The organism is Curtobacterium sp. VKM Ac-1393 (assembly GCF_015350995.1).
GTDB lineage: Bacteria > Actinomycetota > Actinomycetes > Actinomycetales > Microbacteriaceae > Curtobacterium.
This window is the reverse complement of sequence record NZ_JADKRW010000003.1, coordinates 13437-28002: the sequence shown is the minus strand read 5'-3', so window position 1 is coordinate 28002 and position 14566 is coordinate 13437. Positions and strand designations below refer to the sequence as shown.

Sequence of the window (14566 nt, the reverse complement as noted above, 5' to 3'; positions counted from 1 at the left end):
GCCGCCACGGGCCTCCCGTCAGCGCGTGTGCCGCGCGCCCGGCCGCCGCTCGGCGACCTCGAGGACCACCACGATCACCGCGACGAGCAGCGCGGTCGCGACCAGCGAGACGTCCGGCACCGCGACCGACGCGAGGATCGCGGCGACGAGCACCACGACGGCCGCGTTCCACCCGGGCGACAGTGACGGCCGGAGCGCGAGCGCCCAGATCGCGAGCACGAACAGCGCGACCGGCACCGCGATCGTCGCGGCGACGGTGGCGTGGGACAGGTCGGCCTGGCCGGCGTCCGCACTGACCGCGACCTCGATCCCGGCGGGCAGCGCCCCGGCCGCGGCGAACACGAAGTAGTGGCCGACCTGGTTATGCCTCCAGGAGAGGTTGCTCTCGTCGGAGAGGGCAACGCGCTCGCGGCTCGGTAGAGAGGTCGACTACGGTCTCGACGCGCCCGCAACAGCTCCCGCTTGCCCGTGTATCGACACGCATCGGCGAGTCCAGGATCTCCACGAAGACGTGCATCGCGCCATCGAGGCATACATGGAGCCCAACGAGTTCAGGCGCTTCCTGAACTCAGCTAACGGCAGCCCGGCCGCCGCGATCGCCGGCACCGGTAAGACCGCCTACACCGTCTCCTACGACCCCTACGGCGTCGAAACCGTCAAGGTCGGTGGCGACAGTGCGCAGTGGCAGCAGAACCCTTACGGGTTCAAAAGCGGGCTCCGCTCGTCCAGCACCGACCACGGGCTGACGAAATTCGGGTACCGGTGGCAGTCCAGCACCACCGGCAAATGGCTCGAACGCGACACCCTCGACGCACCCCTCAGCCCGAGCAACGCCAAAAGATACGCATACGCCGGTTCAGATCCGATCTACAAGTCGGATCCTCGCGGACAGTTTGCGGCGGGTGACCAGGTCGGAATTCTTGAGGGAGCCGTCACCGGGATCGCTGTGACAAGTACGGTGTGCGCCTTCTCCGCTGGAGTGGGTTGTGGTGCTGGTGCCTCGCTCGGAATCTTCCTAGGGGCAGCTGTCGGAGGCGCGGCAGGTGAAGCTGCAGGAACGGCCTACGGTGACGGCAGTGCCAGCGAGATCGGAAACGCGGCATTGGATGGACTTGGGAAGGGAGCCGAAGCAGGTTTCTTACCTGCACTCCTCCCCCTTGCTGGATAGGAATGGCGATCGTGCGTTCGTGCAACCGGAGCTTTCTTCTCCAAATAACCGTCTACTTCTCGGTAGCGGCGGCTCTGTTGTGGTTGATATTGCCACTCGTTTCGCCCTCCTGGAAGCTAGCATATTGGGTTAGTTTGATCATTGCTGCATTATTTTTGAGTATTGCATTTATCGCTGCTCGTAGTCTCCGTGCACTGAGATAGTTTAATCGATTACGTTTTTTGAGCAGTCGCGGGACCCCAGCCACCTGTTGGGGTCCCGCGCGTTTTGCATCTCGCCTAATCTCAGCAAGCCCGCTTCCGTAGCCCACATCTGTAGGACGTGTGGTGTCACCGCACTACGGTGGCACCTTGTCGTTGCGTGCTGTGGTGTGCGCTCTACTTGGTTGTGGATCCGGTCCCGGGGAGGCTGAGGATGTTGTCGGTGCCCTGCGGCACGACGATGAGCGATCCGTTGTCGCCGGCACTCTTGAGGGCCTCGATCTCACGCTGCTTCAGGGCCGCCGCCGACAGCGGGTGCTCGTTGAGGACCTCGTTCGCGTCCGCCTGCCCCTGCGCCTCGGCGACCTGCTGCTGCGCTTGCACCTTTTTCGCGTCGAGTAGCGCACGCTCCTTGGTGACTTGGATCTGCGCCTGCTGGGCGGTGGCGTAGGCCTCGGTGACGGACTTGGGCGGGGTGATCTCCTGCAGGGCGAAGTTGTCGACGTGCACGCCCGACCCCTTCCAGCGCGTCTCGAGCGCCTGGATCATCGACTTCTCGACGGTGCCGCGCTTGGTGATGAGCTCGATGGTGGTGAAGTCGTTCGGCACCTGTCGGACGACGCTGCGCACCGAGTTGCCGATGAACTGCGTCTTGAAATTCTCCTCGGTCTTGTACGAGCGGTAGATGTCGGTGACCGACTTCGCGTCGATGCTGTACTGCAGGTTCAGGCTGACGTTCGACGAGACGCCGTCCTGGTCCTGCACCGTGACGTACGGGCCGGATCGGACGTTGCCGTTGTTGTCCGAGTCGGAGCCGTTCACCGCGTTGATGTAGGTGACGGTCTGGTTGCGGATGTTGAACGTGTGCAGCGTCGCCCAGGGTGCCTTGAAGTGGAAGCCCGAGTCGGTCGTCTGTCCGACGATGTTGCCGGAGATGTCGACCTGCACCTTCGACTCACCGGTGTCCTGGGCGTACAGGGTGCTGCCGAGCGTGAGTCCGACGAACAGGACGCCGGCGGCGGCTGCGGTCCACGCGGCGATGAGGTTCGGGCGGCGGGTCGGGACCGCCGGCCGTGCTTCGCGGCCGGGCGTGGCCGGGCGCTCCGGGGTGGTGTAGGTCCGTCTTCGGAAGAACAGCGCGATGAGCGCGATGACGAGGAAGACGATGGCGGCGACGAACATGACGAACACTCCTATGGGCTTGTTGTTGCAGTCTGCCGCAACGAGGGACTCCTGGCCGCACCGGTCTTTGGGCAACGCGCAGCTGCGTCGCTTCCGCCCCCGCCATCACGTTCCGAGAAGCACCATTATCGGAACTGACCCCATTGCCCCACCTGGTTGACGACGGCGCAGTGGACGGTTCGTTGCTCGGGTACGTCAGCGTGTCTGCGGGGGTTTGATGGGGGAGGGCGTGGACTGTGCGCATGCCGCCTCGTATCCCGCAGCTCCCGTCCACGGTGTCGGTGCACGGCCATCGCTTGCAGCTTGAGCTGGTGCCGTCGCAGACGGCGCGGAAGACGTGGCATGTCAGAGAGCGGCTCGGTGAGCACCTGGTGGGTCAAGCGCCCCTGCTCTACGAGCGTGGCGAGTTCAGCACGGAGACGTCGACGGGCACGATCACGGATGCTGACTGGGGTGTCGTGTTGATGCGTGCGTTCGGACGCAGCTGGTCACCGCCGAGGTGATCTGAACGGCTGCGTTTGTGCGGCTGCGTGAGCGTGATCGGCACGTCTGCTCGTCGCGAGCGCGCCAGGTGGCTGGACCGCGCGGAACAGCCCACTGTTGCGCCGGGGGAGCCGGCGCAACAGTGGGCTGTTTTCGGGGTTCGCGGGGTTCTATCGGCTCAGTAGCCGCTGTAGGAGGGTGCGTTCGCGGCCGCGGCGAAGATGACGATCGCGAAGACGATGGACAGCACGATCGATGCTGCGCTGATGATGATGCCGGCGAGGGCGAGTCCGCGGCCGCGTTCACCGGTGCGCTTGATCTGCGTGAGCGCGATGATCGACACGATCAGGCCGCCGATGCTGACCACGAACGCGAGGATGAAGCCGACGATCGCGAGGACGCTGTACCGGTCCGACTGTCCCGGCGACTGCTGGTACGGCTGCGCATTGCCGTTGTAGGGGTTGGGGTGGGAGGGCGTGGCGTCGCTCATTGCGGCGCGTCCTTTCATTCAGGATGGCTGCGAGTCCAGCCGTCCGGGGAAAGCATGGATCTCGAAGGCGCAGGAGGTGTGCGCGATTCATAGCATGGCGGTATTGCTGCCGGCGTGCACATCGGTTTTTTGCACCGTGGTGCTACACAAGAGGACATGGCACAGAAAGTCACGACCCACCTCATCGACGACCTCACCGGCGACACCATCGAGCACGGCGGCAAGAACGTCACGTTCTCGTTCGATGGCACCCACTACGAGATCGACCTCTCCGACGACAACGCCGCACAGTTCCGCGAGGCGTTCTCGGACTACATCGCCGCCGCCCGCAAAGTCCCGAGCCGCGGCGGACGCGGATCCGCAAGCACGCAGCGGAGCAACCCGGACGAGTTGGCGAAGATCCGCGAGTGGGCGGCAGCGAATGGCCACGACGTCGCACCGCGGGGCCGGATCAGCCAGGCCGTGAAGGACGCCTACAACGCCGCGCACTAGTCGCGCACCGTCTTGGTGGCTACGCTCACCTCGAGCTCAGTCACCGGGCTCCGGCCGGGCTGTCACGACACTGACACCCCGGCCGTTCCCATGTCCTGGTCCGGGGCGCTGGAGGTGGCCGTCGACGGGCCCGGGGTGTGGCCCGGCCCGCACTCACCCGAAGAGCAGTGGGACGGGCCACCCTGAACCGGCCCTACGCGATGTATTCGAAGCAAAGACTGCGGGCGATGGGACACCGAGCAGTGGCTGAGGACCGTACGGCGAGGGATCGTCTTACGGACAGCCCCCGCCTGCGGTCGGCGCCTTGTACTACTTCAAGGCCGTACTGCCGATCGGCTTGCGGAACGGCCCCAATAGATGCTGTCGGCGTGGTCGAGGGGATTGAAGTCGGGAGTTGCGACGTTGTCTCGGCCCCGTGGCGACCTGGTCCCCGCGTGCAGGCCGTACGGGCTGTCGGTAAGAGCAGAGTTGGCTCGCCGAGCATGGACTCTTTGCCGCTGTGGCTACTCGTGCTCATCTTTGTCGGAGGTGCTGCCGTCATCTGGATCGCGGGCATCCAGCTGTCGAAGACTACGGACGTTCTCGATGACCGGCTGCATCTCGGCAGTGCACTCGGCGGCCTCATCGTGCTGGCCGTTGCGACGAATCTGCCCGAGATCGCAATCACCGTCAGCGCGGCCGTGTCCGGGTCGATCGAGGTCGCTGCGGGAAACATCCTCGGTGGCGTCGCTTTACAGACCGTCGTCATCGTGATCCTCGACGCGTTCGGACGACGAGGCAAGAACGTCAACCCCATCACATACCGGGCTGCGTCCCTCGGGCTCGTCCTCGAAGCGGTGGTCGTGGTGGCGGTGCTTGCGGTCGTGATCGCCGGCAGCCAACTCCCGCCCGGGCTCATCGCGTTCCGCCTCACGCCGGACGTCGTCCTCATCGCAGGGATCTGGGCAGTTGGCCTCTTCCTCGTGCAACGTGCGGGGAAGGGGCTGCCGTGGCACCAGTCGGGTGCCGCACCCGACACCACCGTGCCGCAGCGTAGCGGGCACCGCACGCGAAAGCCCGTGGCGAGGATGGGCACTGGGAAGGCAGTAGCGATCTTCTCGGTGTCCGCGCTCGCGACCCTGGTCGCTGGCGTCGTGCTCGAGCGCGCGGGGGACGCGGCCGTATCACAGATCGGATTGTCGGGCGTGCTGTTTGGGGCGACGGTCCTCGCGCTCGCGACGAGCTTGCCGGAGATCTCGACCGGCTTGCAGGCAGTGAAGCAGGGCGATGACAACCTTGCCATCAGCGACATCTTCGGTGGGAACGCGTTCCTTCCGGTACTGTTTCTGGTCGCCACCCTGATCTCAGGGAAAGCAGTCCTCCCGCAAGCGAACGCGAGCGACATCTATCTGACGGCACTCGCCGCGCTCCTCACCGTTGTGTACGCAGTGGGTCTCGTGTTCCGCCCGAAGACCCGCATCGCGGGCATCGGGATCGACTCCGTCATTGTGGTGTTGCTCTACTTCGCGGGCATCGGCGGCCTGGTAGCCATCACCATCAGCTGACATCATCCGCCGTCGTGCACGATCACACCGGACCGGATGCAACAGGTCGAACGGGTACTTCATCGCCGGCACGGTCCGCTACCGCGACTTCTTCGCCCTACCAGGCGAGCCGTCCCCTGCGTCAGCGTCGGCCGGGGAGGCAGGGCGTAGGTAGCCCCAGTGCAGATGTTGTCGGCTAGAACTTGCTCTTGAACGGCACAAACTCCCCGCAGTGCAAGGATGCCCGGCGGTGGATCGGCTTTCGGGCAGGGTCGTCACCGCGAGGCGTATCCACTTAGTTCTGCGAGCAAGCGGCGGTGCAGTCATTGCTCGTGCAGACCGCACTTACGGAACAGCTCATCGACAACCGTCACGAGAAGCTGGGTCGCGCTAGGAGTTATGTCGGCAGGAATTGCTGAAATGAGTCGTCTCCGCGGTGACGACGGTTGCGCGCGCCGTTTCACTCCACGACATGAAGGGCACCGATCGTGTGATCGATGCCCTTCATGTCGGAGCCAGGGTCAGGCGCGGCCTCGGGCGCCGACGCGAGGCAGGATGACGCCGAGGACGATCATCGCGACGGCGAGGAACGCGTGCAGGACGTTGTCGGCACTGTTCAGTGGGACGAAGTTCGCGGCGCCGGTCATGCTGGCAGTGAAGAGGCCGTAGATGAACAGGACCGCGTAAATGATGCCACCGACGAGGAGGTAGAGGCGAGCGCTCCGTGCGGTGCGTGCGGCGAGGACGCCGACGATGCCGAAGAGCAGGTGGACGATGTTGTGCAGCACGGACACCTGGAACAGACCGAGCAGGAGCGCCATGGATCCGTGGCCGGCGATGGACATGGAGCCCATGTCCATGGTCAGGCCGGGGATGAATCCGGCGATACCGACGATGAGGAACACGACACCGAAGAGCAGTGCGCCTTTCTGGGTGAGGGTGGCGGCGAAGCCGGGACGTGAGGCTGCGTTGCTGGTCATGGGATGTGCCTTTCGGAGGAGTGGATGGTGCCGGAGTGTGTGAGGATCAGGCGGCTGCCGGGTCGGCCTGCAGGCGTTGATGGAGTGCGATGAGCCCGTCGCGGACGCGGGTTTTTGCCGTGCCGAGTGTGATGTTGAGGTCACTGGCAACCTCCGCGGTGCTGCGTTCACCGAGGTAGCGCAAGAGAACAGCGTTGCGTTGCTTGTCGGTCAGCTCCGACAACGCTGCCCGGAGTCGGGCGCGGGAGAAGTGGGCGTCGAACTGCTCGAGGCCGTGGTCGGTGCCGTGGTGGTCGCGGATGCCAATGCGTCGGTCCCGGTTGCGTGACGCTTCCAGGCTGCGGATCCGGTCGATGGCGCGTCGATGTGCGATCGTTCGCAGCCACGACTCGAGGTTCGCGCGGGCTGGGTCGTGCCGGTCGGGGTGCTGCCACCATTCGAGGAACGCTTCGTGAACGACGTCTTCAGCGAGGTGATGGTCGATGATGATCGTTCGCGCGAAGCCGCGTAACCCGGACGCGTGCTGCCGGTAGGCAGCCGTGAAGGTAGCGGTTGCCGATGCTTGAGTACCGGGCATGCAGGGAGTACCGATCTTTCTACTGGTGACGGGTTCACCGTAGGCGGTCGGGCGAGAACAGGTTTCCCCCAGTCCGGGGAGAGCGTCGTCGCCGTGAAACGCCCTCCTCTGGCAAAGCTGAGCTGAGCACAACGAATTGTGGCACCCCCCCCGAAGAGGGTGCATGTTGCACGCGAGATATCACGATGCGGTAACGGGGTACGGGATTCCAATCCGTTCACACGAGGCCGCCGAATAGCTTGCACAGGCCGGGAATCACCCGGAGCGCTCACCAGCCGCACATCGCTGGTTCTCCACCCTCCATCAGGGTGTGTTCGGCGCGCACACACAGCAGCCGCGCCGAGCGCGACACCTGAAGCAAAGGATTGTTCACCATGCGCAAGAGCCTGAAGACCTCCATCACCCTCGCCACGACCGGCGCCCTCGTCCTCGGCGGTGCCGCGTTCGGCATCTCCTCCGCCCAGGCAAGCACCCCGGCGATCCACACGGTGTCGTCGTCGTCGAAGATCCCCGCACCCGTCGCCTCGGTCCCCGAGGTCCTCGGCGGTTCCACCGCCGTGAAGCTCGACTCCGGCTTCACCGACGCCCTCACCGCCCTGAAGCTCACCCCCGGCGTCTCCGGGGACGCGACCCTGGCTGACGGGTCGGTGTCGTTCCCGATCACCGCCGGATCGGTGACGTACTGGTCGCCGGACGGCAACTACAAGCCGTACGTGCAGGGCCTGCTCAACCACGACGACTCCGGCCTCACCCTGAAGGCCGGCGACACCACCGTCACGCTGGAGAACTTCGTCGTCAACCCGGGCTCCTCGAAGCTCTACGGTGACGTCCTGGTCAACGGCAAGGTCGCCGCGTCCAACGCGTTCCTGTTCGAGCTCTGGGGCGGTTCCCTCAAGCCCCTCCAGCTCGAGGGCGACAACGCCATCCTGACCGGCACCACCGTCCACGTCTCCGAAGACGCAGCCGGCCTGCTGAACAAGACCTTCGGCACCGACGCCGTCAAGCGCGGCCTCCTCGTCGGCACCGCCACCATCACCGCACAGATCAAGTAACCCCACGTACTCCGGCTGTGCATGGCAGACCGGAACGGCCAACGCCCCGTCGCACGCGACGGGGCGTTGCTCGTGTGCGAGCGGCTCTATCCATCTGCATGTACAACTTCGAGCGCCCGCTGATAGTGGTCATTGCGCCGCACGCACTCGACCACCGCGGCTTCTTCGCAGACGCGGACACCGGTACCGATGCCGCTCGGATCGCAGACCGCAACACGACGTCGACGTGATCCGCACCGACGTCAAGCCTCGGGTCGGGCACAGCGACATCCCCGCTCCGCAATGCGGGTGGGACGCGGACGGCGCCCCGATGCCGCGCGGAGCGATCGTTGACGCTGACGCTCGGGCCCTGTCTGCGGACCTCACCGCGACGGGACGGGTCGAGGGACTGGTCGATCGGGCGCTGATGCAGCTGCGGCACCCCGGAGCGCTCGACGGTGCTATCGGTGCCGTGCTCGGGAGTATTGACCAGGTCGCCGGCTACACGTCGTCGGGTGACGCTCCATGAATTGTCTTCTATGAGCGCGGAGTCCGGGCGATGTCGGAGCAGTGGGTTCGGCAGAATCGTTGATGTGAATGATTCAACGGTGGAGCGGACCCGGCTGACTGTGCGAACGCATGAGGTGGCGGTGGCGCGTGATGCGGTGGCGCGAACGCATCTGACCCACGGTTTGCAGGTGAGCGCTCTGGACGGGGCAGCGTTCGCGTTCGAGGAGACGTTGACGGGGACGCAGCTGCTCTCCGTGGAATCAACGCGATGCTCTGGAATCGTTCGCGGGGAGGTCGAGTCCGGTGGCGATGTGATCGTGGTGTGGTTGAAGTCCGGCTGTGGCGCCGTGGATGGGAAGCCGCTGCTGCGGGGTCGGCCCGTGCTGTATCGGGAGGGCCGGCAGTCGTTCCGGTGGGCGGGGTTTCAGAAGGACGTGATGCGCATCGACCGGGCGACGGTCGAGCAGGTCGCAGCGGAGCGGGGCGGGTGGAACCCGGCACCGTTGGAGTTCAAACCGCATCACGTGCCCGAAGGGGCGCCGCTCGCGGCATGGTGGCTGGTCGTGCGTGCCATCGCTCCCGAGATCCTGGGCAGCACCGGACCAGTGTCGCTGGAGCGGGAACAGGAACTTGTCCGGTTCGCGGCCGCGGGCTTGTTGACCGCGGTTCCGCATTGGCCGGTCGGGCAGGGCCGGGAGGCACCGGCGCGCACCCGGCTTGCGAAGGCGGAAGCGTTCCTGTTGGACCACATTGCGGAGCGGATCAGCGTCGACGACGTCACGCAGGCGGCGGGCATGAGCGTGCGGGGTCTGCAGGGCGCGTTCCAACGCATCCACGGAGTGTCGCCGCTGTTCTATCTGAAGGGCATCCGACTGCTGCTGGCGCGGGAGCAGCTCGAGTCCGGTGAGGCGGAGTCGGTTGCGGCGGTGGCTCGATCGGTTGGGCTGACGCACCTCGGCCGGTTCGCAGCGTCCTACAAGGCCGAGTTCGGCCAGCTTCCGGGCGACGTGTTGCGTGGCATCGCGTAACCGAGAACACCGGATCGGTGTTGGAGTGCGGCATCGAGGACGACGAGTCGGTAGAACACGGTTCGGTGCGCGTCCGTGAGGCCGCTGGGGGTGGTCAGCATGGCGGCTCGACAGGGTCGGGCTGGACGTGGCGGTCGAGTGCGGTCTGCGCGTCTGGCAGGGTGCGGTAGTCGCCAAGGTACTCGCCGAAGCCGTTGCGGACGAAGAAGTGCTGGCCGTGCTGGTCGATGGTGCCGGCGAACGCGCCGCCATGGTCGGCAACCCAGAACCCTGCGTCGGAGGCAGCCCACCGCAGCACGGTCGGGAAATCTGTGACGGGGACGGTGAGGGCGGGGGAGGTCTTGGGGTGGTGCAGCAGGATGCTCACGGGTGGGGCTTTCTGAGGAAGTCGCCGTACGTCGGCTCGGTCGGAGAGATCAGCTCGTCGCTGGTTGCTGGGGTGGTGGTGACGATGGTGGGGAGGTCGTTGACGCGGGCGGTGACGATCGCGCGGACCTCAGCCGGCGTCAACAATCCCCGGCGATGCCACTGCTGCGGATCCCCCCGCGGGCCGGCTTCGAAGAGCGGTGTATCCGTGGTGTCGTGGAGCAGCGGCCCCATGTCGATCGGCTCAGTCGGCGTCGTCGCCGCGTCGCCGCTCACCAGGCACTCGCGAGGACGATAGCCACCGTCGCGACGGTCACCGAAACGAGCCCGGTCGTGATTGCGACGACGGCGAGGCGGCGGGTTCGGCGTGCGTGCTGCACCTCGGTCAACGGGGACCGCTGTGCACCGTAGTGCGCTGTGAAGATGAGGTCCGCGCGCGGAGCGGGCACAGGTGCAGCAGCGGGAGAAACAAGGGTGGACGTCATGCCGAGCGGCCTTCCCCGTGGCATAACCGGCCACGGCGACTGGTCAGGCACCACCCCGATCGTGCTGCCGGGCAAGATGCCGGCGTCGTCGCGACCAGGGCGCGGGAGTCCTAACACCAGTCAGGCTACGAACCCAGCTCCCCGGCGTCTAACTTCCTTAACTAGAAGCGTTATCTGGTCACTCGGTCGGGTTGGTGGTGTCCGTCGCGGTGCGGTCCACAACCTCCTGCACAGCGGTCGCGAGCGCGGCGATGCGTTCCGCTTCCTCCGCGGGGACTGCGTCAAGGAGCTCCTGCACGGCCGCGGGGAGGTCTTCGTATGCTCCAGTGAGGCTGTGCTGCCCGGCTGTGGTGAGGCGCACGATGCGGGAGCGGCGATCGTCCGGGTCGGGTTCTCGGACCGCGAAGCCACGTGCGAAGAGCCGGTCGATGGTCATGGTCGCCGCGGCGCTGCTGACACCGAGCGTTTCGGCGAGATCCGCTGCACGCGCGGGAACGCCGGCGGCTTCCCGGGCTGCGAGGAACTGCACCGTTTGGAAGTCGTTCGCTTTCAACCCCATCCGGGCACGTGCCCGGTTCTGCAGCATTGTTTCCGCGACCCGGAGACGGTTCACCGATTCCAGCAGCAGCACCCCACTTGGAACCTGCTCTTCGTCCTCAGCCATCAGTACCTCCAGCACCACACTCACCGACCGCGCATGCGCGCACTGTATTCATGGTCGAGTCTGGCAGCCGAGTCATCAGCAGGCGTTCGGGTCGTGCTGGATCCCGGCGGCTGCGGTCGGTGTTCGGTGGGCGGCCGGCACCGACGATGTCGGGACGTTTGGAGCGGTAATCCCCGCGGCGCGTCCGATCATGTCTCACCTTCATCCGCTGCACGCACATCGCAACTTGTTCACCGAACCCCGTCGAAAGGAGCGTATGAAGAAGGGCGGGAGAGCGCCTGCCCCGAGTTCGGATCAGGGGGGCAGACGCCCTCGCGCTAGGACTGTCGTCGGGCTGCTGTCTTCCTTGACGCGCTTGAGGAGACCAAGTCAGGAATGGGGTCCCGGTCGGCCCGCGGCTAGGGTCCCGCGGCGCAGCCTCATCGACGTTACTGGTAGGGCTGCAGCCGCTGGCAGGTATCAGGGGAGTGGATCGAATGCGTGTGTTTCGGCAGCCGGGATGGTCTCCGGAGGACGTTTGCATGGTGGCCGCGTGCCGGAGACGCTGAACGCGGCTGCAGCTGCGCTGGTCGATGCGGTCGACCGGTATCGGTACGCCGCCGCACGGGCCGACCGTGCTCGACCGGCCGCATCGCGGATGAGCATCACGGAGCGGGAAGCGCTCCGATACCTTTGTGCAGCCGCGGCATGGGAGCGGCCGTGCATACCGAAGCAGCTCGGGGAGTACCTGGGCATCAGTACGTCATCGACGACGGGCCTGCTCGATCGGCTTGAGGTATCCGGATTCCTCACCCGGACACCAAACCCGACCGATCGGCGATCCAGCTACGTGCAACTCGTCCCGGGGGCACCGGACCGAAATGACACCGACCCGCTCGCGCCGCGCATCAAAGCGCTCTGCGCCGAAGTCCCGCAAGCAGACGCAGCAGCCATCGCTCGGTTTCTCGTCGACCTTGCCGCACTCACCTCGGACCCCGCACCCTGACCACCAGCATTGCTGCCGCAGGTACAGACTGTGGGCAGCAGTGGGGTGGTTCCTGCTGCGAGCGGGGCGGCCGTCACCTATCCGGCGGCCGCCCCGCGCTTCCAGCGGTAGCGCGAACTTACTGGGAGCCGAATGAGTCGGGGTGTGTCGTGTGTTCGCGGGTGCGGTCGAGGGGGATGTCGAAGAGGTCGGTGTGGTGGTAGTCCTCGGACCAGCCGCGGCGCATGCGTGATGCTGCCCGGTCAAAAGCTTCGATGATGTCGAATTCGGGCACGAGGAGTGCTTGCACGCGGAGGCCGTCGTAGAGGGCGAGGAGCTGTTCGGTGGCACGGGCGGGCTCCATCGTGTCCGGTTCCCGGCCGGCGTGGATGTCACGCTCGAGCGCATCACGGATGGTTTGCCGGAACCGGAGGTACAGGGTGCGGTAGTAGTCCGCTCCCTCGTTTGCTGGGTCGGAGCTTGCTGCAAGGGTTGACGCGAGCAGCCGCATCAGTGCGGGTTCTTCCGAGTACGCGACGATGAGCGCGTGGAGGTATGCGACCGCGCCGTATTGCTCGGCAATGGGTAGCAGGGGGCGGGACAGGGTGCTGGACCACCGGTCGACGGTTGCGGTGAGCAGGCTCTGCCGGGTGGGGAAGTGCTGTCGGAGCGCGTCGACACTGATCCCAGCGGTGTCGGCGATCTGGTCCACGTCGGCGCGTTCCACGCCGACGTCGTGCAGCACCATGATCGCGGCGCTGATGATCTGCAGACGCGGCTCGATCGCGTCGCCGACGCCTTGATCGGTCAAGGGGGCGAGGGGGTGCTTCCGGAACCAGTCCAGGAGTGCTTTCGCCCGCGATGTGTTGCTGCCACCTGGAACGGGGGCCGGGTGGTCGGAGAACAGGTCGAGAAACCCGGGGATGTTCTTGATGAGTGGGTCGGCGGGTTGGAACGCCATCGACCACTCCGGGAATGCCCGCTCACTGATCTGGTCGACGGCGACTTCGCGGACGTTGATGTGGCGTGGGTCCTGCCGAATTCCCGCGAATCGCTCCCGGACGACATCGTCGTCGCCTTCGATGATCCCGAGGCAGTTGCTGCCCTGATGGGCCAAGATCCCAGTGATACCCAGTCGCAGGTTCTTCTCGCGCGCGATCACGAGGACCTCCGCGAGTTCCTCGTCGGTGACCGGGCGGGCCATCGTGCTCACGTACACCAGCGACAACATCCGGGACCCCTGTTTCCCTCGAGCGCGTCTTACTGCACCTCAGACTGACCCACCAGCCATCAGAACAGCAACCCACGCCGTCCTCCTGCGCCAGACGGATCATGACTCCTGCGCCAGACGGATCATGAACTGTGGCGGCAGACGGGCGGGCGGTGGTCGGTGGAAATGCCGACATCGCGGCATCTCCAATCGGGGGTATGGTCGCCGACAGCCCGGTTAGAGCAAGCTCCTGGGTCAACAGGGCGCCGCTACTAGTGCTTGCGGCGGCGTCCAACCGGGATGGTGTCGCAGGGGCACCATCCCGGACCCCTCCCGTTCCGTGCTGCTTTCAGGATCTCGGGAGTTGCATGCCATCGAGCAGGGGGGAAGCAGATGAGACGACGCATCGCGTGGGTGAGATGACGACCGACATGCGCACCCCACACGCCGCCGGCAACGACAACGAGCACGACAGTGCCGGTTCCTATTGGATCGACGCGGTCCAGCGAGCGATGCGTCCGGCTCCCGCCGTGCTCGCGGGATACACGATCGCCACGACTGCACGATCGGCGCGGGGAATCTCCGGAGACCTCTCCGATGTCACTGTGGACAGTCAGCGCGGCTACGCCACGGTGACGGTCGGCGACGTCATGGGTAAGGGTCTCGCCTCCGGGGTGCTCGCTGCGAACCTGCTCGGCGGCCTCGAGGTGTTCCACCACGAGCCCCCCGGCGAGGCCGTTGATGCCGCGGAGACGGCAACCCGGGACCACTTCGAACGTGCCTCCGCGTTTGCAACACTTTTCCACGCTCGGCTCCGGTTCCGTGACGGACGAGTCGAGTTCGTCGACGCCGGCCACGGCCTCACCGCCCACGCCCACAAATCCGGCGTTACGGAACGGATCCCCTCGAGAGATTTCCCGATCGGACTGCAGCCTGCGGGCATGCCGCGCCTGCCACGGATCCTGTATCTCGCACCCGGTGAGCTGCTCCTGATCGTCAGCGACGGTCTCTTTGAACTCCCCGGCGCCTCCATACACACCCTCACCCAGCTCGCCGGCGAACTGCGGACAGTCGTCGACCTGCAATTCGCGCTCACCGAATTCCTCGACGCGGCCGGGCCGGACCTCGACGACGACACCACCCTCACCGCGATCCACCGCAACGCCTGACCCAGGTCAGGCCGTAGTGCTCGCCAGGAGAGGAGGATGGGAGG

The 14566-nt window shown here is 65.9% G+C and carries 17 protein-coding genes and 1 pseudogene; 8 read left to right on the top strand and 10 right to left on the bottom strand.

The genetic code is table 11. From position 1 onward, the window contains the following. Positions 1-18: 18 nt before the first annotated feature. Positions 19-348 (bottom strand): annotated as a pseudogene (locus ITJ59_RS07235) (low temperature requirement protein A); the annotation flags it as partial. A gap of 163 nt (positions 349-511) precedes the next feature. On the opposite strand from ITJ59_RS07235, the gene ITJ59_RS07230 reads away from it, so the two are divergent. After that, positions 512-1168 carry an RHS repeat-associated core domain-containing protein gene (locus tag ITJ59_RS07230; protein ID WP_194650451.1) on the top strand — a complete coding sequence of 219 codons (657 nt, stop codon included), beginning with the start codon at positions 512-514 and terminating at the stop codon, positions 1166-1168. Between the two features lie 377 nt (positions 1169-1545). Here the strand turns inward: ITJ59_RS07230 and ITJ59_RS07225 are convergent, their stop codons facing one another. The 3 genes from ITJ59_RS07225 to ITJ59_RS07215 all read right to left on the bottom strand — a co-directional run bounded on the left by ITJ59_RS07225 (position 1546) and on the right by ITJ59_RS07215 (position 3523). Beyond that, positions 1546-2550, bottom strand: coding sequence for an SPFH domain-containing protein (locus ITJ59_RS07225; protein ID WP_194650450.1), 1005 nt, complete (start codon positions 2548-2550; stop codon positions 1546-1548). A gap of 391 nt (positions 2551-2941) precedes the next feature. Beyond that, positions 2942-3097, bottom strand: a complete 156-nt coding sequence (locus ITJ59_RS07220; protein ID WP_194650449.1) for a hypothetical protein — start codon at positions 3095-3097, stop codon at positions 2942-2944. A 114-nt stretch (positions 3098-3211) separates the two neighbouring features. Beyond that, complete coding sequence (locus ITJ59_RS07215) at positions 3212-3523, bottom strand: DUF4190 domain-containing protein (RefSeq protein ID WP_194650448.1); 312 nt, start codon at positions 3521-3523, stop codon at positions 3212-3214. Between the two features lie 156 nt (positions 3524-3679). Between ITJ59_RS07215 and ITJ59_RS07210 the strand changes: the two genes are divergently transcribed. Next, positions 3680-4015: a histone-like nucleoid-structuring protein Lsr2 gene (locus tag ITJ59_RS07210; RefSeq protein WP_194650447.1), complete on the top strand. Its 336-nt coding sequence runs from the start codon at positions 3680-3682 to the stop codon at positions 4013-4015. Between the two features lie 482 nt (positions 4016-4497). Further along, positions 4498-5559: a sodium:calcium antiporter gene (locus tag ITJ59_RS07205; protein WP_194650446.1), complete on the top strand. Its 1062-nt coding sequence runs from the start codon at positions 4498-4500 to the stop codon at positions 5557-5559. A gap of 500 nt (positions 5560-6059) precedes the next feature. Here ITJ59_RS07205 and ITJ59_RS07200 read toward each other — a convergent pair whose 3' ends face one another. Next, positions 6060-6518: a DUF4383 domain-containing protein gene (locus ITJ59_RS07200; protein WP_194650445.1), complete on the bottom strand. Its 459-nt coding sequence runs from the start codon at positions 6516-6518 to the stop codon at positions 6060-6062. A 46-nt stretch (positions 6519-6564) separates the two neighbouring features. Further along, positions 6565-7095, bottom strand: coding sequence for a sigma-70 family RNA polymerase sigma factor (locus tag ITJ59_RS07195; protein ID WP_194650444.1), 531 nt, complete (start codon positions 7093-7095; stop codon positions 6565-6567). Between the two features lie 374 nt (positions 7096-7469). Between ITJ59_RS07195 and ITJ59_RS07190 the strand changes: the two genes are divergently transcribed. The 3 genes from ITJ59_RS07190 (at position 7470) to ITJ59_RS19585 (ending at position 9664) form a co-directional block, all read left to right on the top strand. Then, complete coding sequence (locus ITJ59_RS07190) at positions 7470-8147, top strand: hypothetical protein (RefSeq protein ID WP_194650443.1); 678 nt, start codon at positions 7470-7472, stop codon at positions 8145-8147. Between the two features lie 226 nt (positions 8148-8373). Continuing rightward, positions 8374-8655, top strand: a complete 282-nt coding sequence (locus ITJ59_RS07185) for a hypothetical protein (RefSeq protein ID WP_194650442.1) — start codon at positions 8374-8376, stop codon at positions 8653-8655. A 79-nt stretch (positions 8656-8734) separates the two neighbouring features. After that, entirely contained in the window at positions 8735-9664 is a 930-nt protein-coding gene (locus ITJ59_RS19585; protein WP_194650441.1) for an AraC family transcriptional regulator, read from the top strand. 94 nt (positions 9665-9758) lie between these two features. Here the strand turns inward: ITJ59_RS19585 and ITJ59_RS07175 are convergent, their stop codons facing one another. The 3 genes from ITJ59_RS07175 to ITJ59_RS07165 form a co-directional block, all read right to left on the bottom strand. After that, on the bottom strand, positions 9759-10031 hold the full coding sequence (locus ITJ59_RS07175; RefSeq protein WP_194650440.1) for a hypothetical protein: 273 nt from the start codon (positions 10029-10031) through the stop codon (positions 9759-9761). After that, positions 10028-10306, bottom strand: a complete 279-nt coding sequence (locus ITJ59_RS07170) for a hypothetical protein (protein ID WP_194650439.1) — start codon at positions 10304-10306, stop codon at positions 10028-10030. Before ITJ59_RS07170 ends, ITJ59_RS07175 begins: the two co-directional genes overlap by 4 nt. A gap of 387 nt (positions 10307-10693) precedes the next feature. Next, positions 10694-11203, bottom strand: a complete 510-nt coding sequence (locus ITJ59_RS07165) for a MarR family winged helix-turn-helix transcriptional regulator (RefSeq protein WP_323749438.1) — start codon at positions 11201-11203, stop codon at positions 10694-10696. A gap of 508 nt (positions 11204-11711) precedes the next feature. Between ITJ59_RS07165 and ITJ59_RS07160 the strand changes: the two genes are divergently transcribed. Next, positions 11712-12164, top strand: a complete 453-nt coding sequence (locus ITJ59_RS07160; RefSeq protein WP_323749437.1) for a MarR family transcriptional regulator — start codon at positions 11712-11714, stop codon at positions 12162-12164. A 118-nt stretch (positions 12165-12282) separates the two neighbouring features. On the opposite strand, the gene ITJ59_RS07155 is transcribed toward ITJ59_RS07160, so the two are convergent. Continuing rightward, positions 12283-13374, bottom strand: coding sequence for a BLUF domain-containing protein (locus ITJ59_RS07155; RefSeq protein ID WP_194650436.1), 1092 nt, complete (start codon positions 13372-13374; stop codon positions 12283-12285). 398 nt (positions 13375-13772) lie between these two features. On the opposite strand from ITJ59_RS07155, the gene ITJ59_RS07150 reads away from it, so the two are divergent. Beyond that, entirely contained in the window at positions 13773-14522 is a 750-nt protein-coding gene (locus ITJ59_RS07150) for a PP2C family protein-serine/threonine phosphatase (RefSeq protein WP_194650435.1), read from the top strand. Positions 14523-14566: the final 44 nt, after the last annotated feature.